Below are 20805 nucleotides of genomic sequence, written 5' to 3' on the forward strand. Positions count from 1 at the left end.
CATCCGGTGGCGAGAAACGCACCTCTCTCCCCAGAGTGCCTCACCACCGGAGTGCGGGCCTGTCCGAGGGGGCATGGCCGGGGGCGCGGCGCCCGGCACGGGGCCGGCCGCCTCGCGCCGGCGCTCAGATGCGCAGCGTCAGGGGCGTACGGGTTCCGTTCAGGTAGTGGTCGCCGATGTCCCGGAGCCGGTGGGCGGGCGAGCTCTGTGCCGTCAGGACTCGCGCGTTGCGCCAGAACCTGTCGAAGCCGGGGCCGCCGGCGGGTGCGCCGGTGCCGTCGGTGAGCTCCAGTACGCGGGTGGTGATGTGCATGACGGACCTGTGGGTGACCGCCTCCGCCGCGGCGACCAGGACGGCGATGTCGGCGCGCTCCTCGACACCGAGTGCGTGCCCGCTGCGCAGCCCCCGTGCCAGGGCCTCCGTCGCCGGTTCGACGACCGCTGCCGCCGTGTGCGCGGCGGCCACCAGCTCCCCGTAGGCGAGCAGGAGGTAGGGATCCCCGCCGGGGCGGCCTTCGTAGGCGCCGCCGTCCGTCTCCGCCGTCTCGGCCGGCGGCCAGGCGCGTGGCGTGGTGCGGCTGACATCCCGGGCCTCGGCCAGCGTTCCTTCGGCGATCCCCAGGGCGACATGGACCAGCGCGAGCCGGAGCGCCAGCGGTGCGAGCGTGGTGAACGGGGAGGCGTCGTGCTCCTCTCGGGGCACGGCCCCGAGTACCTGCTCGGGGCGCACCGGGACACCGTCGAATCCGACGGTGCCGGCTCCGGCCAGCCGTTGGCCGAGGCGGTCATGGGCCGGCTCGGCCAGGACGCCCGGGTGGGCCGGGTCCACGAGGACGATCAGTGGTGCGCCGGTTCCGGCACGGACCGCACCGAGCACCAGCCGGTCGGCCACGGCGACACCCGCGGGGAAGCTCCGCCGTCCGTCGAGCAGATAGCCGTCCTGCGCGTGCCCGCCGCGCACCGGAGTGAGCACCGGCGGCCCGGAGCCGGTCTCCGGTCCCGACCCCGTTCCCGTCCCCGGCCATCCTGTCCCCGCCGCCACCGGCTCGGTCTCCGGTCCCGGGACGTCGATGCTCCCGCCCCAGAGCCACTGTCCCTCGGCAGCCTGAAGTTCGAGCACCTCGGCCCGCTCCGCGGTGCCGAAGAGCCGGGCGCTCCACGACAGGACGTAGTGCCGGGCGAGAAGTTCGCCGAGGGAACTGTCGGCCGCCGAGATCTCCCGGATGACCGCACAGGCGGCCTGCCAGCCGGCTCCCCTGCCGGGCGGGCCGGGCGGCAGCAGCCGAGCCGGCAGCCCGGCCTCGCGCAGCCGGGCGACCTCGTCGTACGGGGGCTTGCCGGCCCGGTCGCGGGGGAGCGCGTCGACGGCGAGATCGTCCGCGATCTCACGGGTGACGCGCCGCCATATACCGGATTCCGGCGGGGAGTTGACCAGATCGGAGGTGGGGCGCACTGCGGAAGTCCTTTCCCAGTTTCCCACTGAATCAGTAGGGAAAGCCTGCGCCCGGAATTCGCCGACAGCAAGGGGGTGTTCACGACGTGGACGACCAGGTCTTGCGATCCGGACGAGGCGGGGTGCCGCCTACGGATTCGTCCAGGCGGCGGGGTCCTCGGCCAGTGCGGAGACCCCGCCGGGCAGTTCGGCCGCGGCGACATCGGCCAGTGACACCCCGTCGAGGATCAGGCGGACGTTGGCCCGCAGCGCCACCCACAGCGGCAGCAGTGACTCGGCGGGGCCGGTGTACGACAGTTCCGGCGGGCGCACGCCGCGTACGGACACCAGCGGACCATCCACGACCCGGATGACATCGGCGATGCTGATCGCCTCCGGGGCCTTGGCCAGCCGGTAGCCGCCGTTGCCGCCGCGCCGGCTGAGGACCAGCCCGCCCCGGCGCAGGTCGTTGAGGATGCTCTCCAGGAACTTGTGCGGAATGTCCTGGGCGCGGGCGATGGTCTCCGCCTTGAGGGGCGGCTCGCCATCCCGGACACCAGCGAGTTGCAGTGCGGCACGCACCGCGTAGTCAGCTCTGGCCGAAATCCGCATGGCGGCATTATTCCGCAGCGCCGGAACGGCCCGCGCCCACGGGAGGACCGCCCGGCCCTCCCGGGCGTGCCCGGCCCCGCCCGGTCCGGCGCGGTGGGTGCGTACAGCCACCCTTGGGTGTGAGGCTGGGAAGTGAGACGCTCGCCCGGTGACGATGGAGGGAGGCGGCCCCTGTGGAGACTATGTGCCGGCTGGTCGTCCTGAGACACGCGAAATCCGCCTGGCCGCCGGAGGTGGCGGACCACGACCGGCCGCTCGCCAAGCGCGGGCTGCGCGACGCCCCGGCCGCCGGGCGCTGGCTGCGCACCGCCGGCTGTGTCCCGGACCTCGTCGTCTGCTCCACCGCCGAACGCGCCCGGCAGACCTGGGAACTCGCCGCCGCGCAGCTCCCGGCCCGGCCCGCCGTCCGCCAGGAGCCCCGCCTCTACGGCGCGGACCCGGCGGCCCTGCTCGCCGTCGTCCGTGAAACCCCGCCCGACGTGGGCACACTGCTGCTGGTCGGACACAATCCCGCGGTCCAGGACCTCGTCCTCCTGCTCGCCCACGAGGCGCTCAGCGACGCCCTCGAACGCACCCGGGAGAAGTTCCCGACCTGCGCGATCGCCGTACTCGCCCAGCAGGACACCTGGCCGGCGGTCGCCCCGGGACGGGCTCTGCTCACCGACCTGGCCGTGCCGCGCGGGGAGCGGTGAGGGCGGTACGCGTCAGCCCAGCTTGGCCCCGGTCTTCTCCAGCGCCGCGCGCACCGGCTGGTAGAAGGTTTCGCCCTTCTGGGAGCAGGAGCCCCGGCCGCCCGAGGTCAGGCCGAGCGCGGTGTCACCGTCGAAGAGCGGGCCGCCGCTGTCGCCGGGCTCCGCGCAGACGGTGGTCTGGATCAGGCCCTCGACCGGGCCCTCCTGGTAGTTGGCGGTCACGTTGAGCGCGGTGACCTCACCGTCGCGGACATGGGTGGTGCTGCCGCTGCGCCGCACCTTCTGGCCCACGATCGGGTCGGCCGCCTTGGTGATGGTCTGCATATTGCCGCCACCGCCACCGCCGCCGCTGCCACCGCCGCCGTCGTCGCCACCACTGCTGTGTTTGCCCTGGCTGCTGTAGAGGTTCACCGCGCTGGGGTGGACCACATCGGCCGCGGTGTACTTCGCGAGCCCGAAGTCGGCACCGGGGAACTTGTGGTTCTCCGTCACGGCGATCTCGGAGCCTCCCATCTGCTCGGACCAGCGCTGCACCGCCTTGGCGCAGTGCCCGGCCGTCAGCACGTAGGGCTGGCCGTCCTTGACGACGTTGAAGCCGAGCGAGCAGCGCGCCTGGCTGCCCCAGATGGCGTCGCCACCGGCGATCACCGGCCGGAGTTCGTGCGGCGAATGGCTGAGGGTGACCCGTTCGCCGAGTGACGCGGTGGCCGTCGTGAGCCGGTCCAGGTGCTTGCCCTTGACCGTGGGGTCGGCGACGACGACCACCTTGTTGATCCGGGGGTCCATCGCCCAGGACGTCCCCGGGATCGCCGCCTGCTCCTTGAGGGTCGCGCGGGCGGCGTCCAGCGAGGCGAGGGAGTGCTTGACGATCCTCGCCTGAGCGCCCGCCGCACGGACCTTGGCCGCGGCGGCCTCACTGGTCACGTTCACCACGAGCTTGCGGTTCTCGGCGTCGTAGTAGGAGCCCGCCTCCTCGCCGCCGAGAGTCGTGCGGATCTCCTCGGCGCGCTGTGCGGCCAGGGTGGCCGACGGCGGATCGGGGGGCTGGCCGGTGGCGGCGTCGGCGCTCGGCACGGTGAGCACGGCGGTGATCAGAGCCACCGCCCCGGCACCCGCGACGGCGGTGGTGCGAGGCGTGGATACGTGTGTGTACGTCAACTCGGAACCTCTGGGTGGGGGTGGGCCGGTGAAGGGTGCCCGGGCCCGGAGGAGGGGCCCGGGGGAGTGCCCGGAGGAGGGCGGGGGAGGGGGGCTCCCCTGGTACCTGCTATCGGAGATCATTCCTGCCGCCGTCGGCCGCTACACCCGCCCGACCGGAGCTCAGCCGGAATCACCTGTACGGTCCCGCCTGTTCAGAGCAGGTCCTCGAGGGTGATCGGCAGCTTGCGGACTCGGCGCCCGGTGGCGTGGTGAACGGCGTTGGCGATGGCCGCGGCGGCGCCGACCTGGCCGACCTCGCCGACGCCCTTGACCCCGAGCGGATTGATGATCTCGTCCGTCACATCGACGAGTTCGACCTCCACCTCGGGCGCGTCGGCGTTCACCGGTACGAGGTAGTCGCCCAGGCTGGAGGCCACCCAGCGGCCGCGGCGCGGATCCATGTAGTTGGCCTCCAGCAGGGCCTGGCCCAGCCCCCAGAGCATCCCGCCCATCAGCTGACTGCGGGCCGTCTTGGGGTTGAGGACCCGGCCGGGGGCGAAGGCGCCGACCATCCGGCGGACCCGGGCGAGGCCGAGGCCGGGGTCGACGGCCACCTCGGCGAACTGCGCGCCGAACGTCATCTTCCCGTAGCGGGTGCTCTCGGGCGACGGTGACCAGGCACCGACCGCTTCGGCGTCGGGCAGGAAGTTCCGGTGCAGCAGCTCGACGTAGGTCTCGCCGGTGTCGGGAGCGTCCCGCAGTATCATCCGGCCATCCCGGACGGTGACGGCGTCGGGATCGGCGCCGTGCAGCGGTGACTGGGCGTCCGCCACGGCCTGTGCGACGAGCTGACGGCGCAGGTTGGTGGCCGCGGTGTGCACGGCCGCGCTGATCATGCCCGCTCCCGAGGAGCCGACCGCCGCGGCGATGGTGGGCAGCATGGTGTCACCGCCCTCGAAGCGGCACCGTTCGACGGGGAGCCCGAGAGCGTCGGCGGCGACCTGCGTCATCACCGTGGCCACGCCGGTGCCGAACTCTGGGGTCGCGGCCTGCACCACGGCCGTGCCGTCGGAGTAGAGCCGGGCCCGGGCCCGCTGCGGGTTGCTCGGGCCGTAGCCGGGGTAGCCGGCGCCGGCCATGCCGTAGCCGATGAGCAGGTGGCCGTCGCGGTGGGACCGCGGCTCGGGGTTGCGCCGGTGCCAGCCGAAGCGCTCGGCGCCGCGCTGGTAGCACTCCTTGAGCCCGGAGCTGGACCAGGGGTTGCCGGTGGTGGGATCGGTGTCGGTGAAGTTGCGCAGCCGCAGTTCGATGGGGTCGATGCCCAGTTCATGGGCGAGGTCGTCCATGGTGCTCTCCAGCGCGAACATGCCGGAGGCCTCGCCGGGGGCCCGCATGAAGGTGGGCGTCATGGTGTGGGCACGGATCAGCCGGTAGACACCCTCGTAGTTGTCGCAGGCGTAGAACTGGGAGGCGACACCGAGGGAGGGCTCGGCCCAGTCGTCGAAGTGCGAGGTGGGCGAGAGCTTGTGGTGCCGGAGCGCGGTGAGGCGGCCCTCCTTGTCCGCCCCCAGGGTGAGGCGCTGCTCCTGCTCCTCCCGGTGGCCGACCGAGGTGAACATCTGCTCACGGGTGAGGCTGAGCTTGACGGGGCGTCCGACCTCGCGGGCGGCGAGCGCGGCCAGCGCCGGGTGCGCCCAGATCATGGCCTTGCAGCCGAAGCTGCCGCCCACGTAGTGCGAGATGACGCGGACCTTCGAGGGCGTCAGGCCGAGCAGCGCGGCCACGGTGAGCTGGGTGGCCGCCACTCCCTGCGTGGCGTCGTGGAGGGTGAGCTGGTCACCGTCCCAGGCCGCGGTGGTGGCCGAGGGCTCGATGGGGTTGTGGTTGTTCGCGGCGTAGCTGAACACGGCGTCGATGCGGACGTCGGCCTTCGCCAGCCCCGCCGCCACATCCCCGCGGGTGCTCCGGCCGGGAACGAAGCCCCCGAAGACCGCCTCGGGCTCGTACGCCTCGTCCCGCGCCTGGTCGAGGGTGGTGACCGACGGGGTTTCCTGGTACGAGACGCGGACCAGCGCGGCCGCGTGCTGGGCGCGTTCCCAGGTGTCCGCGACCACCATGGCGACGGGCTGTCCCGTGTAGTGCACGACCTCGTCCTGGAACGGGAAGAAGGTCTGCCCCGGGGCGGGCATCCCCGCGAGGGACGGGATCAGCGGGGGCTGGCCGGCGATCTTGGGCAGGTTCTCGTGGGTGAGGACGGTGAGCACCCCGTCGGCCTGCAGCGCCTCGGCGGAGTCGATACCGGTGACCCGGCCGCTCGGGACGCCGGCGCCGACCAGCACGGCGTACGCCATGCCGGTGAGCAGCAGATCCGCGGAGTACTGCGCGCCGCCGGTGACCTTGTGGCGGCCGTCGACCCGGTCGGTGGGCTGTCCGATCGCGAGGGCAGTGGTCATGACCGACTCTCCGTGCGGGTGAGCGTCTCCAGGACGCGGACCATGGTCCGCCGGGCCAGTTCGGCCTTGAAGGCGTTGAGCGGCGTGGTGCGGGCGGCGGCCAGCTCCGCGTCGGCCGCCCGCCGGAAGGCCTCGGCGTCGGCGGTTGCCCCGCGCAGCACCTCCTCCGCGCGGTGGGCGCGCCAGGGCCTGGTGGCCACCCCGCCCAGCGCGAGCCGTACATCGCTGATGACCCCGTCCGTCATGGCCAGCGCGCCCGCGACGGAGGCCAGCGCGAACTCGTACGACTCGCGGTCCCGGACCTTCAGATACCGGGACGTGCGCGCCGCGGGCATGCCCGGAACCTCGATCCCCACCACCAGCTCACCGTGTTCCAGCGGGTGTTCCAGGTGCGGTGTGGTCCCGGGCAGGAGGAAGAAGTCGTCGATCGCGTAGACCTTCCGGCCTCGTGGCCCCTCGGTGTGGATACGGGCCCCCAGGGCCGTCAGCGGGACCGCGACGTCCGACGGGTGGGTGGCGATGCAGTGATCGCTGACGCCGAGGACGGCATGGCCGCGGTTGAAGCCGTCGAGGGCGCTGCAGCCGCTGCCCGGGTCCCGCTTGTTGCACGGTGACATCGCGTCGCGGAAGTAGCCGCAGCGCACCCGCTGCATCATGTTGCCGCCCATGCTGGCCATATGGCGGAGCTGCGCGGAGGCACCGAGCTCCAGTGCCTCGGCGATCATCGGGTACCGCTCCCGTACGGCGGGGGCCGCGGCCACCTTGCTCATCCGCGCCAGCGCGCCGATGTACAGGCCGCCGTCCGGCCGGTCCTCGATCTCGGTGAGGGGCAGGTCGTTGATGTCCACGAGCCGGCGCGGCAGCAATACGTTCTGCCGCAGCAGGTCGATCTCGGTGGTGCCTCCGGCCAGGAAGTCGCTGGTGGGGTCCGCGGCGACGGCGGCGACCGCGTCGGCGACGGCGGTCGCGCGGGAGTAACTGATCGGCCGCACAAGGGCTCCTTAAGGTGTGGTCCTCCGGCTTATCGGCTCCGGTCGCGAACGCTGCGGATGGCGGCCCGGATGTGGGGATAGGCGGCGCAGCGGCAGATGTTGCCGCTCATCCACTCGCCGATCTCGGCGTCGTCGGAGGCGTGTCCCTCGTTGAGCAGCGCCACCGCGGACATGATCTGGCCGGGGGTGCAGAAGCCGCACTGGAAGGCGTCCTGCTCGATGAAGGCGCTCTGCATGGCGTGCAGTTCCCCGCCCTCGGCCAGGCCCTCGACGGTGGTCACCGCGTGCCCCTCGCAGGCGATCGCCAGGGTGAGGCAGGCGAGCACCCGCCGGTCGTCCACCCACACCGTGCAGGCGCCACAGGTGCCCTGGTCGCAGCCCTTCTTCGCACCCGTCATGGCCAGCCGTTCGCGCAGCGCGTCCAGCAGGCTGACCCGCGGTTCGGCGTCGAACGTACGCTCGTCTCCGTTGACCGACAGGGTGATCTTCACCGGGCCGGGGCCGCGTTCCGGCAGCACGACGGCTGCGGGCGCCTGGGGCGGGGTGTGCGGAGCGGACACTGACGGACCTCCTCTGACCGGATATTTCATCCTGTTTCATCCGCAGTGCCCCCGCGACCGGTGACCGCCATCGGTGGTCCCCTCGGTGGCAGACGTCTCTCGGGCGCCGTTCCTGGTTCGGTGTCGTCAGACTCCCGTCGCCGTCGCCTGCGGCTCGCCCGTGACGGCCACTTGGGCCGGCCGCAGCAGCCGGTCACCCACCCGGTAGCCCTGGCGGAGGACTTCGGTGCAGGCGGCGCGCCCGGCCCGTTCCACCGGGGTGTACGTCATCGCCTCGTGGACGTTCGGGTCGAAGGGCTCGCCCACGGTGCCGACGGACGTCAGGCCCAGCGACGTCAACTGCGCTTCCAGCAGCAGTGCGACGCGCCGGAAGCCGCCGGTCACCTCGTCCTGTCCGGCCGCCTCGTCGATCGCGTCGAGTACCGGCAGCAGCCGCTCCAGTACATTGACCACGGCGATCTGACCGACCGCCAGCCGGTCGCGGCGGACCCGTCTGCGGTAGTTGTCGAACTCGGCCTTCAGCCGCTGCAGGTCGGCGGTGCGCTCACGCAGGGCGGCCGCCAGCCGCGCCGCCTCGTCGGGCCCCGGTCGTATGGCGTCGCCGGCCCCCGTGCGTGCGCCGGAGGGGGAGCCGGGCCGGGCGCCGGAGGGGGAGGCGGCGTTGCGCCCCGCCGTCTCTCCGGGGGCGGCGTCCCGCGGGCGGTGCGGGCCGGGGCCGTCCCCCGGCCGGTGCCCGACGAGCGCCAGCGGAGGGCGGGGGAGGCCACCGACATCGGTCGGGCGGTTCATCGTCCGCTCCCTTCCTGCTTGTCGTCGTCGACGATCTCGGCGTCCACCACGTCGTCGGCGTCCTCGGCCTTGGCCTGCGCACCGGCCGGGCCGCCCTCGCCGCCGCCGGCGGCGGCCTGCGCGGCCTGGGTGTCGGCGTACATGGCCTGGCCGAGCTTCTGGGAGACGGCCGCGAGCTTCTCGCTGGCGGTGCGGATCTCGGCGGTGTTGTCGCCGTCGGGGGAGGTGGCCTTGAGCTTCTCCTTCAGCTCGCCGACGGCGGCCTCGACCTCGGCTCTGATGTCGCCGGGGACCTTGCCCTCGTTGTCCTTGAGGAACTTCTCGGTCTGGTAGACGAGCTGCTCGCCCTGGTTGCGGGTCTCCGCGGCCTCCCGCCTGCGGCGGTCCTCCTCGGCGTGGCGCTCGGCGTCGCGCACCATCTGGTCGATGTCGTCCTTCGGGAGCGAGGAGCCGCCGGTGACGGTCATCTTCTGCTCCTTGCCCGTGCCCAGGTCCTTGGCGGTCACGTGCATGATGCCGTTGGCGTCGATGTCGAAGGAGACCTCGATCTGCGGGACTCCGCGCGGGGCCGGCGGCAGACCGGTCAGCTGGAACATCCCGAGCTTCTTGTTGTACGCCGCGATCTCGCGCTCACCTTGGAAGACCTGGATCTGCACGGACGGCTGGTTGTCCTCGGCCGTGGTGAAGATCTCCGAGCGCTTGGTCGGGATGGTGGTGTTGCGCTCGATCAGCTTGGTCATGATGCCGCCCTTGGTCTCGATGCCGAGGGACAGCGGGGTGACGTCCAGCAGGAGGACGTCCTTGACCTCGCCCTTGAGGACACCGGCCTGGAGGGTGGCGCCGATGGCGACGACCTCGTCCGGGTTGACACCCTTGTGCGGGTCCTTCCCGGTCAGCTCCTTGACCAGCTGGGTCACCGCCGGCATCCGGGTCGAGCCGCCGACCAGGATCACATGATCGATGTCGGCGACCTTGATCCCCGCGTCGTCGACCGCGTGGTGGAACGGCGTCTTGCACCGCTCCAGAAGGTCCGCGGTCAGCTGCTCGAACTGGGACCGGGTGAGCTTCTCGTCCAGGTGCAGCGGGCCCTCGGCCGAGGCGGTGATGTACGGCAGGTTGACCGTGGTCTCGGTGGCGGACGAGAGCTCGATCTTCGCCTTCTCCGCGGCCTCCCGCAGCCGCTGGGTCGCCATCTTGTCCTTGGACAGGTCGATCCCGTACGCGTTCTTGAACTGCTTGGTCAGGTGATCGACGATCCGCTGGTCCCAGTCGTCCCCGCCCAGGTGGGTGTCGCCATTGGTGGCCTTCACCTCGACCACGCCCTCGCCGATCTCCAGGAGTGATACGTCGAAGGTGCCGCCACCGAGGTCGAAGACCAGGATGGTCTGGTCGTTCTCCTTGTCGAGGCCGTACGCCAGCGCCGCGGCGGTCGGCTCGTTGACGATCCGCAGCACCTTCAGCCCCGCGATCTCACCGGCCTCCTTGGTCGCCGTGCGCTGGGCGTCGTTGAAGTACGCCGGAACGGTGACGACGGCGTCCGTCACGTCCTCGCCCAGGTAGTCCTCGGCGTCCCGCTTGAGCTTCTGCAGCACCCGCGCGGAGATCTCCTGCGCGGTGTACCGCTTGCCGTCGATGTCGCCGGTCTCCGGGAAGCGCCACTCGGGGTCCCCCATGTGCCGCTTGACCGAGCGCACGGTGCGTTCGACGTTCGTCACGGCCTGCCGTTTCGCGATCTCGCCGACCAGTACCTCGCCGCTCTTGGCGAAGCCGACCACCGAGGGGGTGGTCCGGGCACCCTCGGCGTTGGTGATGACCGTGGGCTCACCGCCCTCCAGCACACTGACCACCGAGTTCGTCGTTCCGAGGTCGATGCCGACTGCTCGTGCCATGGTCTTCTCCTCGCCACCGCTCGCAGGCCGTCTCACCTGCTGATATGGAGACCAAGCCAGCTACATCAACTGGATAGGCCGCGCCCGGACACCTGTCAAGATGTCCCTGTTCACGGCAAATATCCCGCAGTTGTTCGGTTACGAAACGTAACCGCCGCTGCGGGTGCGGGCCGCTCGTGAACCGCCTGGCGACCGGCCGGACGGGCGCTCTGCCGGTCGCCAGGGCGAGGTGGCTCGTGGATCGCTCTCAGTAGAGCAAGTGGAGCAGGGAGAAGACCAGGCGGAGGATGCCGAGACCGCCGTGCTGCTTCCCGTGGTGATGATGGCCGTGGTGTCGGTGGTGGCCGCGTCGGTGGTCGCCTTTGTGGCCGCTCTTGTGACCGCTCTTGTGGCCGTTGTTGACCTTCACCATCGCGGACACCGATGTGTGCCCCGGTGGCGGCCGGTGCTCGGCGGGAGCGGCGGAGGCGGTCGCGGGGCCGGCCAGGACGGCGCCGCCGGCCAGGAGAGCGGCAGCGGTGCCCAGCGCGGCGCGCTGCCTCAAGCGATTTCGCATCAGATTCCTCCTTCGTGCGGGGGCAGCCGGTGCTGCCCCCCGCGTTCAGAGGTATCCCGCCGCCGCCCGGAGCGCGCGTCGCATGGTCCGGCAGAGTGAATGCGGCGCCACGGAGGGTGCCGCACCGGGCGGCGACTCGGGTGGGGCCGGCGGGGGCGTCAGACGCCGGCGGGGCAGGTGCTGAGGCGCGCGGCCACGCAGGGATCCTCGTTGCGGTATCCGAGGCGCGTGTAGAGCCGGTCGGCGGGGGAGTTGTCGGCGAGCTGCCACAGCGTGCAGAACCCGTGACGGCGTACCGCGTACCGGGTGAGCCATGAGGTCAGTGCCGCGCCGAGGCCCTGGCCGCGCTGGGCGGCGTCCGTCGCCACGGACGCCATCAGCGGCGCGCCGCTGTCCCGCAGGCTGCTCAGGGCGCCGCAGGCCACCAGCCGGCCGTCCGTGTCGCGGATGCCGGCCCAGAGGCTGACGTCGGAGGACCCGGGGCCGGTGGAGTGGGCCGGGCTGTGCTGCTCGAGGAAGGCGAGCAGCTCCCCGTGGCTGGCCTCACCGAGCCCGACGACGCGCTGCTCCGCCGGGTGGACGGGCGGCTCCTCCAGCGTCCAGCGGAAGACCCACTCCACGACGTCCGTCACGGCCAGATGGCGGCCGATCAGGGCGTCGGTGCCACGTGGTGCGGTGAACTCCCGCACATCATCGGGGAGTTGGTGTGCGGCGCGGAGGATGAGGCCGGCGGTTGCGGCGGGCGTGCCGACACTCCACACATGCCCACGGGGCCGGTCGAGCCAGGCGACGGCGCCGTCGCCGGACCAGCTGATCCGGCCCGCCGGGCGGTGCCGCGCGGCACCGAAGCGCAGCAGGGCGGAACCTGTCTGCCGTTCCAGGCCCTGATGGAACAGGTCGGCGGTCCGGGGAACTGAGGTCGTTGCCTGCATGGCTCTCTGCGGAAGGACGTAGGGGTGGGGGAGGGGCGCCCGGGCGCGTGCGGGCGCGCCCGGAACCAGTCCGGCTGTCTGTGAGGTATGTGAAGCGAGAAGGGCCCGGCAGCGGCGGCGCACGGCGGCGCACGCCCGGCTGCCCGGACGGCTCACTGTCGCACACCGCCCCCGGGCCGGGGCAAATCGACGACGGGGATCCGCGCACGGACCACGTTTCCGCAGCTGAGGGTAGGTGAGGCTACGGATGACGAGGCGGCCGAAGGGCGGCGGGTGGACCTGGGTGCCAGGGGTACCCGCCCCGCTCCGCCGTCGGGTCGCCGCGTGGGCCGACGCTGGCCAGCATGGAAGGAGCAGAACCGTTCTGCTGCCCGTACGGGGAGGTGAAGCGTGATGACGCTGCCCATACGACACCGGCCCGGCAGTCTGCTGGAGCGAGGGTTCCACTGGCCCGAGTCGATGGCGGCCGAGTTCGAGGACCTGTTCGACCGGATGAACCGGTTCATGGAGTCGGCTTCGATCGCACCGGCCATGACCGGGGCGACGGCCTGGGCCCCGCTGGCCGACATCCACGAGACCGACGAGGCGTACCACGTCGAGTGCGATGTGCCCGGCATGCGGCGGGAGGACATCGACGTCGAGGTCGGTGAGCACGAACTGTGCATCTCGGGAGAGCTCAAGGCGTGCGAACGGGAAGGCGTGGTGCGCCGCCGCGGCCGTCCCACCGGACGATTCGAGTACCGGACCCTGCTGCCCACGGATGTGCGGGCCGAGGATGTCACCGCGACCCTCAACGAGGGGGTGCTCACGGTGACGATCCCGAAGGCGCAGGTCGCCAAGCCGCGCCACATCGAAATCCAGGGCTGAACCGCCGGGTTCCGGGCCGAACGGCCTGAGTTCCGGGGCCGATCGGCCCGGGTTCCGGCGGTGGGGGATTGCGCGGGGCAAGGGGAGGGGATTCCGTACCCGCGAGTAATTTTTTGGCTGATCATGATCTCACCAGGGCCGATGGCGCGCCCCTACGCTCCCAATCACCGCACGAGACGAGTGCCGCTGTGGCACCGCGGTCAGATCCCGATGGAGCATCGATGGCGCGACCCCGCCGTATCGCCGGCCGTCAGCACGGCCGACGCCGGAAGACAACTGCCGTTCTCATCACGGCACTTGCCCTCAGCGGCACCCTCATCACCCAACCCGCGTCAGCGGCTGCCCGCCCCGGATCCGAGGCCGCCTCCGCTGCCACACACACCTCTGCCGCCGCGCATGCCGCGTCCTCGTTCCGCCTGACGGACATACCCATGAAGGACGGCACCGTCCTCAAGGCCCATGTCTTCACGCCCGCGCCCGGTACGCCCGGCGCCGGCCGCGACGGCCGCTACCCCCTGGTCGTGCAGCCGGCCAGCTGGGGGCAGAACGACCTGGAGTACCTCGCCCAGGGCAGGAAGCTGGCCGCCGACGGCTATGTCGCGGTGACCTACACCGTGCGCGGCTTCTGGCTCTCCGGAGGCGAGGTCGACGTCGCCGGGTCCAAGGACGTGTCGGACATCTCCGCGGTGATCGACTGGGCGCTCGCCCACACCCCGGCCGACCGGCAGCGCATCGGCATGATCGGGCTCTCCCTGGGCGGCGGCCTCACCCTGCTGGGCGCCGCCTTCGACCCCCGGATCAAGGCGGTCGCCTCGCTGAGCGGCTGGGGAGACCTGGTCGACGCGCTCTACAGCGGGCAGACCCGGCACGTCCAGGCCGCCGCCCTGCTCGACCTCATCCAGACACCCACCGGCCGCAAGAGCCCGGAGTTCGCGCGTGCACTGGCGAACCTCTACGCCGACCGCGACATCCCCGACGTCGTCGCCTGGGCGCGCACCAGGTCGCCGGCCACCTACGTGGACCGGATCAACGCCCATGGCACGGCCGTCTACCTGGCCAACAACTGGGGCGACAGCATCTTCAACCCCAGCCAGATGACGTCCTTCTACCAGCGGCTGACCGTGCCCAAGCGGTTCGAGCTGCGCCCCGGAGACCACGCCACCCAGGAGCTGACCGGCTTTCTGGGGCTGAACAACCCCGTCTGGGCGGGCGCACGACGCTGGCTCGACCACCACGTCAAGGGCGCCGGCCGCGGCAAGGGTGCAGCCGGTGCAGCCGGTGCGGACGGCGCGGAGAAGCCCGTGCTCCTGGACGTCCGGCCGACCCGCACGCATGAGAGCTACCCGGACTGGCGCTCGGTCAGCTCCCGCACCTCCCACCTGCGCCTGGGCGGCCCGGACTCCTGGGGCACCGGTGCGCTCGGCGGCGCGGCCGCGACCGGCTGGCGGAAGCAGGTCGCCGGCGGGACGAATTCGGGCGCGGACGGCGGTGTGGCGGAACTGGCCGGGGGGCTCGACCAGCTCATCGGCCTGCCGCCGACGGTACTCGTCCCCCTGCTGTCCCGTAAGTCCGCGGCGGTGTGGGAGTCGGCGCCGTACGCCGATGCGCAGCACATCCGCGGCGCCGCGCGGCTGCACACCACCGTCACGGCGTCCGCACCGCAGGGCACCGCGTTCGCCTACCTCTACGACGTGAACTCCCTGGGCGTGGGGAAGCTGATCTCGCATGCCCCGCAGAGCTGGACCGGCAAGCAGCCCGGCCGCGCCTTCCCGCTCGACGTGTCGCTCTTCACCACCGCGTACGACCTGCCCGCCGGGCACCGGCTGGCGCTGGTCGTGGACACCAAGGACCCGATGTACGGCGGCCGTACCCCGCGGGGGAGCAGCGTGTCGTTCGGTTCCAGTGCGGCCGACCCGGCCGAGCTGACGGTGCCTCTGCGCTGACCCGGCCGAAGCCCGCGGACCGGGCGGGTTCCCTGCCCGGTCCGCGGGCTCCGGTTCGCCTGCCCCGGTCCGCACGCCGCCGGCCCGGCGCGCCGAAAACGATCACCGGACCCGGTCGCCCAGGGGCCCTAGACTCGGCGGATGGCGAAGTACTTCGACGTACACCCGGAAAATCCCCAGCGGCGCACCATCGGCACCGTGGCCGAGAGCATCCGCTCCGGCGCGCTCGTGGCGTACCCGACGGACTCCTGTTTCGCGCTGGGGTGCCGGCTGGGCAGCCGCGAGGGCATCGAGCGGATCCGGTCGATCCGGAACCTCGACGACCGTCATCACTTCACCCTCATGTGCCAGAACTTCGCCCAGCTGGGGCAGTTCGTACACGTCGACAACGATGTGTTCCGCGCGGTCAAAGCGGCGACGCCCGGCAGCTACACCTTCATCCTGCCCGCCACGAAGGATGTGCCGCGCAAGCTGCTGCATCCGAAGAAGAAGACGGTGGGAGTCCGGATCCCGGACCATGTCGTCGCCCAGGCCCTGCTCGCCGAGCTCGGTGAGCCGCTGCTCTCCAGCACCCTGCTCCTGCCCGACGAGGACGAGCCGATGACGCAGGGCTGGGAGATCAAGGAGCGGCTCGACCACGAGGTGGACGCGGTACTCGACTCGGGCGACTGCGGCACCGAACCGACCACGGTCATCGACTTCTCCGGCGGCGCAGCCGAGATCGTACGCCGCGGCGCCGGCGACACCGCACGGTTCGAGTAGCCGCGCGCCGAGACGGAGGAGCCGACGCAGTGCCGGGGATGACGAGCGGGCAGGCCCGCGAGCGCTTCGCCCGGGCCCGGATCGCCCGTCTCGCGACGACGGACGCCACCGGTCACCCGCATCTGGTCCCTGTGCTGTTCGCCCTCACCGGCGACACCGTGGTCTTCGCCGTGGACCAGAAGCCGAAACGGACGCAGCAGCTGAAGCGGCTGGCCAACATCCGTACCCACCCCGGGGTTTGCCTCCTCGCCGACGGCTACGCCGAGGACTGGGACCGCCTGTGGTGGGCACGCGGGGACGGCACGGCCGCCGTACTGCCGCCGGCCGACCGATCACCGGCGTCCGCGCGCTATGTGGCCCTGCTGGTGGAGAAGTACCGGCGGCACGGGGAGCAGTACGCGGCCCGGCCGCCGGACGGTCCCGTGGTGGCGGTCGCGGTGACCCGCTGGTCCGGCTGGCGTGCCACCTGACGGCCCTGGGCCCGGCCCAACGGGCAGGACCCAGGCCCCTCCTCGGGCGGAATCCTCGCCTCGGTAGGATGTGCGATATGTCGAAACACCTGTTATTCGTGGCACTTGCCGGCCACGGACATGTCAATCCGACACTGCCGCTGGTCGAGGAACTCGTACGGCGAGGCCACCGCGTGGACTACGCCACCAGCGCGGAATACTCCGAAGGAGTCATCAGGGCCGGCGCCCGCTGGGTGGAGCTGGAACTCCCGGACGAGATGACGGCGAGGAAGCCGCCCAGCGAATTCGGCCCCGAAGAGCACGCCGAGTTCATGCGCCTCCTGTTCGAGGCCGCCCGTCGGATCCACCCGGTGCTCCACGAGTACTGCGTCACGGAGTCGCCGGACGCCATCGTCTACGACTCGATGAACTGGCCGGCCTGGGTCGTCGCCGAACAACTGGACCTGCCCGCCATCCGCACCATTCCCAACTTCGCCTCGAACGAAGAGTATTCGCTGTTCGCCGCCTTCAAGGGCGAAGCCGGTGACGACGGGACTCCGGTGACCGGCGAGCTCGCCGAGAGCTGCGCGGCGTTCTCCGCCGAGAATGGTGTCGAGCTCAACCCGTCGACCCTCATGGACCGGACCGAGAAGCTCAACCTCGTGTTCATACCCAGGGAGTTCCAGATAGCGGGGGACACCTTCGACGAACGTTTCCACTTCGTCGGCCCCTCCATCGGAAGCCGGGAACACACCGATACCTGGGCGCCCGCCGACCCCGACGCACCCGTGCTGTACATCTCGCTGGGGACGGTCTTCAACGACCGGCCCGAGTTCTACCGCGCATGCGTCGAGGCCTTCCGTGACGGGCCGTATCAGGTGGCCATGACCGTGGGCGATCTGGACCTCGCCGTTCTGGGCGAGAGACCGCCCCACTTCGATGTCCGTCCGTATTTCCCGCAGCCGGCCGTACTGCGCCATGCCGACGCCTTCGTCTCCCACGCCGGCATGAACTCCACGATGGAGGCGCTGTATTACGGGGTCGGGCTGGTCACCGTCCCGCAGATGCCCGAACAGGCCGCCAACGCCGGACAGGTGCAGGCGCTGGGGCTCGGTGAGCAGCTGGACACCGCGACGGTGACCGCCGAGTCGCTGCGTGCCGCGGTCGCCCGCATCACCGCCGACTCCACGGTACGCACCAACCTCGACCGGATGCGCAAGGTCGTCCGGGAGAGCGGCGGAGCGGCGCGCGGTGCGGACGTGATCGAGGAGTACCTCGGCTGAGCCGATGAGCCGAGGCCGGCCCGCCTCCTCGCCCAGCCACAGCCGTAGGGCGGGGCGGGGAGAGCGGGCGGACATGACACCCCGTCGCCGCGTTCCCCGTGCGGCCGGTGCACCGCGCGCCTAGCGTGAGGAGCCGGAGAGGAGTGAGGTGCACCATGACCGATTTCCCGGAAGGCGCCCCCTGCTGGGCCGATGCCATGTTCAAGGACGTCGAAGGCGCCAAGAGCTTCTACGGCGAGGTGCTCGGCTGGACCTTCGGTGAGTCGTCCAGTGAGTACGGCAACTACACCCAGGCCTACTCGGACGGCAAGGCGGTCGCCGCCGTCGTCCCGCCCATGCCCGGAGGCGACGACACCCCGTCGGCCTGGTGTCTGTACTTCGCGTCGAGGGACGTGAGCCGGACGGCCGAGAAGATCAAGGCCGCGGGCGGCACCCTGATCATGGAGCCGATGCAGGTCGGCCCGTTCGGCTCGATGACGCTCGCCAAGGAGCCCAGCGGCGCCGTCTTCGGCGTCTGGCAGGCCGCTGAGCACACCGGCTTCGAGAAGACGGCCGGACCCGGCTCGTACTGCTGGGCCGAGGTGTTCACCCGTGAGCCCGGCAAGGCCGATGCGTTCCTCGGGGCGGTCTTCCCGTACGCCGCGCAGAAGATGGAATCCGGTGACGACCCCGGGGCCCAGGGTATGGACTACAAGGTCTTCAGCCTCGGCGGCCGCGACAACCCGGTGCTGGGCCGGATGAAGATGGGCGACGAGTTCCCCGCGGAGGTCCCCTCCTGCATCCAGATCTACTTCGGCGTCGAGAACTGCGACGACGCGGTGGCCAAGGCCAGGCAGCTCGGCGGCCGGCTGCACTTCGGCCCGACGGACAGCCCCTTCGGCCGCTTCGCCGCGCTCGCCGACCCGCAGGGCGCGAGCTTCGCGGTGATCGACATGAGCACCACGGTCGGCGCCATGCCGCAGGTGACCGACGCCTGACCGCGCGTCGCGGCGTGCCGCGTACCCTTGCGCCGTGACCATGGACAAGGCCGTGACGCCGCACAAGACCGTCGATGTGAGCGTCGACGCGATGCTGGAGGACCTCAGGACGCTCGTCGAGGTCGAGTCTCCCTCGCGGGACCGCGACGCCCTGACGGCATCGGCCCACGCCGTCGCCGCTGTCATCGAGAGCCGCCTCGGCGGGCGGGCCGTCCTCGTGGAGAGCGACGGCGGGCCGCACGTCCACTGGTCGGCGGGTGGCGACTCCCGCGTACTGATCCTCGGCCACCATGACACGGTGTTTCCGCTCGGCACTCTCGAACGCCGCCCGTTCCGGATCGCGGACGGACATGCGACCGGCCCCGGCGTCTTCGACATGCTCGGCGGACTGGTACAGGCCGTCCATGGTCTGGCGACGCTCGATGACCGGTCCGGTGTGGAGATCCTGGTGACCGCGGACGAGGAGGTCGGCTCCGGCTCCTCGCGCGCCCTCCTCGAAGAACGAGCCCTCGCCTGCGGCGCCGTGCTGGTGGTCGAGGGCGCCGCCGACGGCGGAGCGGTGAAGACCGGCCGTAAAGGCTGCGGGACGTTCCGGGTCTCCGTCGCGGGCCGGGCGTCGCACGCCGGCCTTGAGCCGGCAGCCGGGGTCAACGCCCTGATCGAAGCGTCGCACCAGGTCCTGGACATCGCGGCGCTCGGCCGGCCCGCCATCGGTACGACCGTGACCCCGACCGTCGCGGCCGCGGGAACCCTGGACAACGTCGTCCCCGCGGAGGCGACCATCGTCGTCGACGTCCGGGTCGAGTCGGCCGACGAGCAGCAGCGTGTGGAGTCCGCGTTCGCGGCGCTGGCTCCGCATCTCGACGGGGCGGAGATCACGGTTCGGGGAGCGGTCAGCCGGCCCCCGATGCCCGAGGCGGCGTCGGCCGAGCTCTTCGCGGTGGCTCAGCGACTGCTTCCCGGCCTCGACGGCCACGCGGTCGGTGGCGGGAGCGACGGCAACTTCACGGCCGCACTGGGGGTGCCGACGCTCGATGGGCTCGGAGCGGTCGGGGGCGGCGCCCACGCCGACCACGAGTACGTGGTGATCGAAGCCATGGCCGAGCGGGCGAACCTCGTCGCCGGACTGGTGAACGCGGTGCGGAACGCATAGCGAACGCCGTCCTCCTCGCCATCCTCGCCCTGCGGTCATTCCCTGGCGTGAATTCCCCTCTGCCGTTCAGCAGGTTGCTAGGTTCCCGGTCATTGAAGCCTGGGGCCAGTGGGGCCTCGGCTATTGAGGAGGACCACAATGAGGGTTTCTACCGTCGTGACGACGGCTGTGTGCGGTGCGCTGCTCGGCGGTGTGACTCTGACGGGAACGGCCCAGGCGGCACCGGAGCGGCAGCAGGCGACGGCGCCCACCCAGTGCCTGGTTCCTTTCCTGTCCGGGAACTGGGACCTGGGCCCGAAGCAGTTGCCGGGGACCGGGCCGGTGGCCCCGCTGGTCAAGGGCTACGACCGCATCAAGGGGGCCACGACGGCCCGGGCGTTCTTCGACAAGTGGAAGAAGGACAACTGGGATTGGTCGTACCCCGGGAACGACGGATTCGAGGGAAATCCCCGCACGGTGACCCTGAAGCAAGGGACGATTCTGGACCGCTTCGGATCGGCGAACGGCAGTTTCCTGTCACCTGTCGTGAACCAGAACGCCGACCTCTATCAGGCGCGGTCCATACCCCCGTCCAACCTGCACACGTACCCGAATGACGTGGAATGCAATTACCACCGCTACCGGGTGAACAAGGAGTTCACCGTGCAGCAGGGCCGCATAGCCGCGTGGTTCGGTCAAGCCGGTGGAGGAACGCAGATCAAGCTCGGCGGGGATACCAAAGTCGCCGACCTCCTGAACGACAAGTCGCTCGAGGAGATTCCTCTCGGCGGCGCCGCCGCGCCCGCCCCCCGTCGCTCCGCCCTGGCCGCTCCGGCCGCCCGTCCCGTCACCGTCACGGACCGCGCCACCGCCCGCGCCGAACTCCGCCGGGCCGGAGTCCCCGACGACTCCTACCGCATCGACGGCCTGCACGAACCCGGCCTCCAGGCGACCGAGTACTACCGCCTTCGCAAGGCCGCAGGCCAGTGGGAACTCACCTTCACCGAGCGCGGCAGGACCACCCTGACCGGCCGATACGCCGACGAATCCGGGGCCGTCCAGCGTCTGTTCAAGGAACTCTCGAAGGGCTGACGGCGGGAATCCTGGATGCCGGCCGGCCGTCGGCCTGATGCTCGGCTCTCGACCGTATCGGCGATTGCCCGACTGCCGACCTGCGGCCGGTCAGGCTCCATGGGGTGCGGTGCAGTGCGGAATCCCAGGTTCCTGCGTAGCGCGCATACCATCGGGAAATGCTCGATTGACCCGTGAGGCGCCCAACGCCCTTTCCGCTCCGACACGTTCGGCATCGGCCGTGGAAAGCCGGTTGCCGAAGGGCCTGTTGCCG

19 protein-coding genes are annotated in these 20805 nt (G+C 71.4%); 9 read left to right on the plus strand and 10 right to left on the minus strand.

The features are described from left to right. Positions 1–124: 124 nt before the first annotated feature. Positions 125–1453 (minus strand): acyl-CoA dehydrogenase family protein, encoded by a 1329-nt coding sequence (locus AZE13_RS29770; protein WP_066938831.1) that lies wholly within the window; start codon positions 1451–1453, stop codon positions 125–127. A gap of 129 nt (positions 1454–1582) precedes the next feature. Beyond that, entirely contained in the window at positions 1583–2044 is a 462-nt protein-coding gene (locus tag AZE13_RS29775; RefSeq protein WP_066938833.1) for an RrF2 family transcriptional regulator, read from the minus strand. A gap of 182 nt (positions 2045–2226) precedes the next feature. On the opposite strand from AZE13_RS29775, the gene AZE13_RS29780 reads away from it, so the two are divergent. After that, complete coding sequence (locus AZE13_RS29780) at positions 2227–2736, plus strand: SixA phosphatase family protein (RefSeq protein ID WP_066938836.1); 510 nt, start codon at positions 2227–2229, stop codon at positions 2734–2736. A gap of 12 nt (positions 2737–2748) precedes the next feature. Here the strand turns inward: AZE13_RS29780 and AZE13_RS29785 are convergent, their stop codons facing one another. From AZE13_RS29785 to AZE13_RS29820, 8 genes are all read right to left on the minus strand, one after another. Further along, on the minus strand, positions 2749–4017 hold the full coding sequence (locus tag AZE13_RS29785; protein WP_079124513.1) for a S1 family peptidase: 1269 nt from the start codon (positions 4015–4017) through the stop codon (positions 2749–2751). 71 nt (positions 4018–4088) lie between these two features. Next, on the minus strand, positions 4089–6329 hold the full coding sequence (locus AZE13_RS29790) for a xanthine dehydrogenase family protein molybdopterin-binding subunit (RefSeq protein WP_066938843.1): 2241 nt from the start codon (positions 6327–6329) through the stop codon (positions 4089–4091). Further along, complete coding sequence (locus tag AZE13_RS29795) at positions 6326–7321, minus strand: FAD binding domain-containing protein (protein WP_066938845.1); 996 nt, start codon at positions 7319–7321, stop codon at positions 6326–6328. The genes AZE13_RS29790 and AZE13_RS29795 overlap by 4 nt, the downstream gene beginning before the upstream one ends. A gap of 29 nt (positions 7322–7350) precedes the next feature. Continuing rightward, on the minus strand, positions 7351–7881 hold the full coding sequence (locus AZE13_RS29800) for a (2Fe-2S)-binding protein (protein WP_066938848.1): 531 nt from the start codon (positions 7879–7881) through the stop codon (positions 7351–7353). A gap of 126 nt (positions 7882–8007) precedes the next feature. Beyond that, a complete protein-coding gene (gene grpE / locus AZE13_RS29805) occupies positions 8008–8670 on the minus strand; it encodes a nucleotide exchange factor GrpE (RefSeq protein ID WP_079124515.1) in 663 nt (220 codons plus the stop codon). Beyond that, positions 8667–10559 (minus strand): molecular chaperone DnaK, encoded by a 1893-nt coding sequence (gene dnaK, locus AZE13_RS29810; RefSeq protein WP_066938850.1) that lies wholly within the window; start codon positions 10557–10559, stop codon positions 8667–8669. Before dnaK ends, grpE begins: the two co-directional genes overlap by 4 nt. Positions 10560–10806: 247 nt before the next feature. After that, positions 10807–11115 carry a hypothetical protein gene (locus AZE13_RS29815; protein WP_147264761.1) on the minus strand — a complete coding sequence of 103 codons (309 nt, stop codon included), beginning with the start codon at positions 11113–11115 and terminating at the stop codon, positions 10807–10809. A 158-nt stretch (positions 11116–11273) separates the two neighbouring features. Then, on the minus strand, positions 11274–12047 hold the full coding sequence (locus tag AZE13_RS29820; protein ID WP_066938854.1) for a GNAT family N-acetyltransferase: 774 nt from the start codon (positions 12045–12047) through the stop codon (positions 11274–11276). A gap of 393 nt (positions 12048–12440) precedes the next feature. Here AZE13_RS29820 and AZE13_RS29825 point away from each other — a divergent pair, with 393 nt between their 5' ends. The 8 genes from AZE13_RS29825 (at position 12441) to AZE13_RS29860 (ending at position 20552) form a co-directional block, all read left to right on the plus strand. Then, on the plus strand, positions 12441–12914 hold the full coding sequence (locus AZE13_RS29825; protein ID WP_066938857.1) for an Hsp20/alpha crystallin family protein: 474 nt from the start codon (positions 12441–12443) through the stop codon (positions 12912–12914). 221 nt (positions 12915–13135) lie between these two features. After that, positions 13136–14857 carry a CocE/NonD family hydrolase gene (locus tag AZE13_RS29830; protein WP_066938861.1) on the plus strand — a complete coding sequence of 574 codons (1722 nt, stop codon included), beginning with the start codon at positions 13136–13138 and terminating at the stop codon, positions 14855–14857. Positions 14858–14998: 141 nt separating this feature from the next. Continuing rightward, the gene (locus AZE13_RS29835) at positions 14999–15619 is read left to right on the plus strand and encodes an L-threonylcarbamoyladenylate synthase (protein WP_066938863.1); all 621 of its coding nucleotides are present in this window, start codon (positions 14999–15001) and stop codon (positions 15617–15619) included. A gap of 29 nt (positions 15620–15648) precedes the next feature. Next, positions 15649–16089: a TIGR03668 family PPOX class F420-dependent oxidoreductase gene (locus AZE13_RS29840; protein ID WP_066938866.1), complete on the plus strand. Its 441-nt coding sequence runs from the start codon at positions 15649–15651 to the stop codon at positions 16087–16089. A gap of 98 nt (positions 16090–16187) precedes the next feature. Beyond that, positions 16188–17351, plus strand: coding sequence for a macrolide family glycosyltransferase (locus tag AZE13_RS29845; protein ID WP_258528077.1), 1164 nt, complete (start codon positions 16188–16190; stop codon positions 17349–17351). A gap of 155 nt (positions 17352–17506) precedes the next feature. After that, positions 17507–18328, plus strand: a complete 822-nt coding sequence (locus tag AZE13_RS29850; protein WP_066938873.1) for a VOC family protein — start codon at positions 17507–17509, stop codon at positions 18326–18328. A gap of 40 nt (positions 18329–18368) precedes the next feature. Next, positions 18369–19481 carry a M20 family metallopeptidase gene (locus tag AZE13_RS29855; RefSeq protein ID WP_066938977.1) on the plus strand — a complete coding sequence of 371 codons (1113 nt, stop codon included), beginning with the start codon at positions 18369–18371 and terminating at the stop codon, positions 19479–19481. Between the two features lie 138 nt (positions 19482–19619). Continuing rightward, positions 19620–20552, plus strand: coding sequence for a TNT domain-containing protein (locus tag AZE13_RS29860; RefSeq protein ID WP_079124516.1), 933 nt, complete (start codon positions 19620–19622; stop codon positions 20550–20552). Positions 20553–20805: the final 253 nt, after the last annotated feature.

Source organism: Streptomyces sp. NBRC 110611 (assembly GCF_001590865.1).
Classification (GTDB): Bacteria; Actinomycetota; Actinomycetes; order Streptomycetales; family Streptomycetaceae; genus Streptomyces.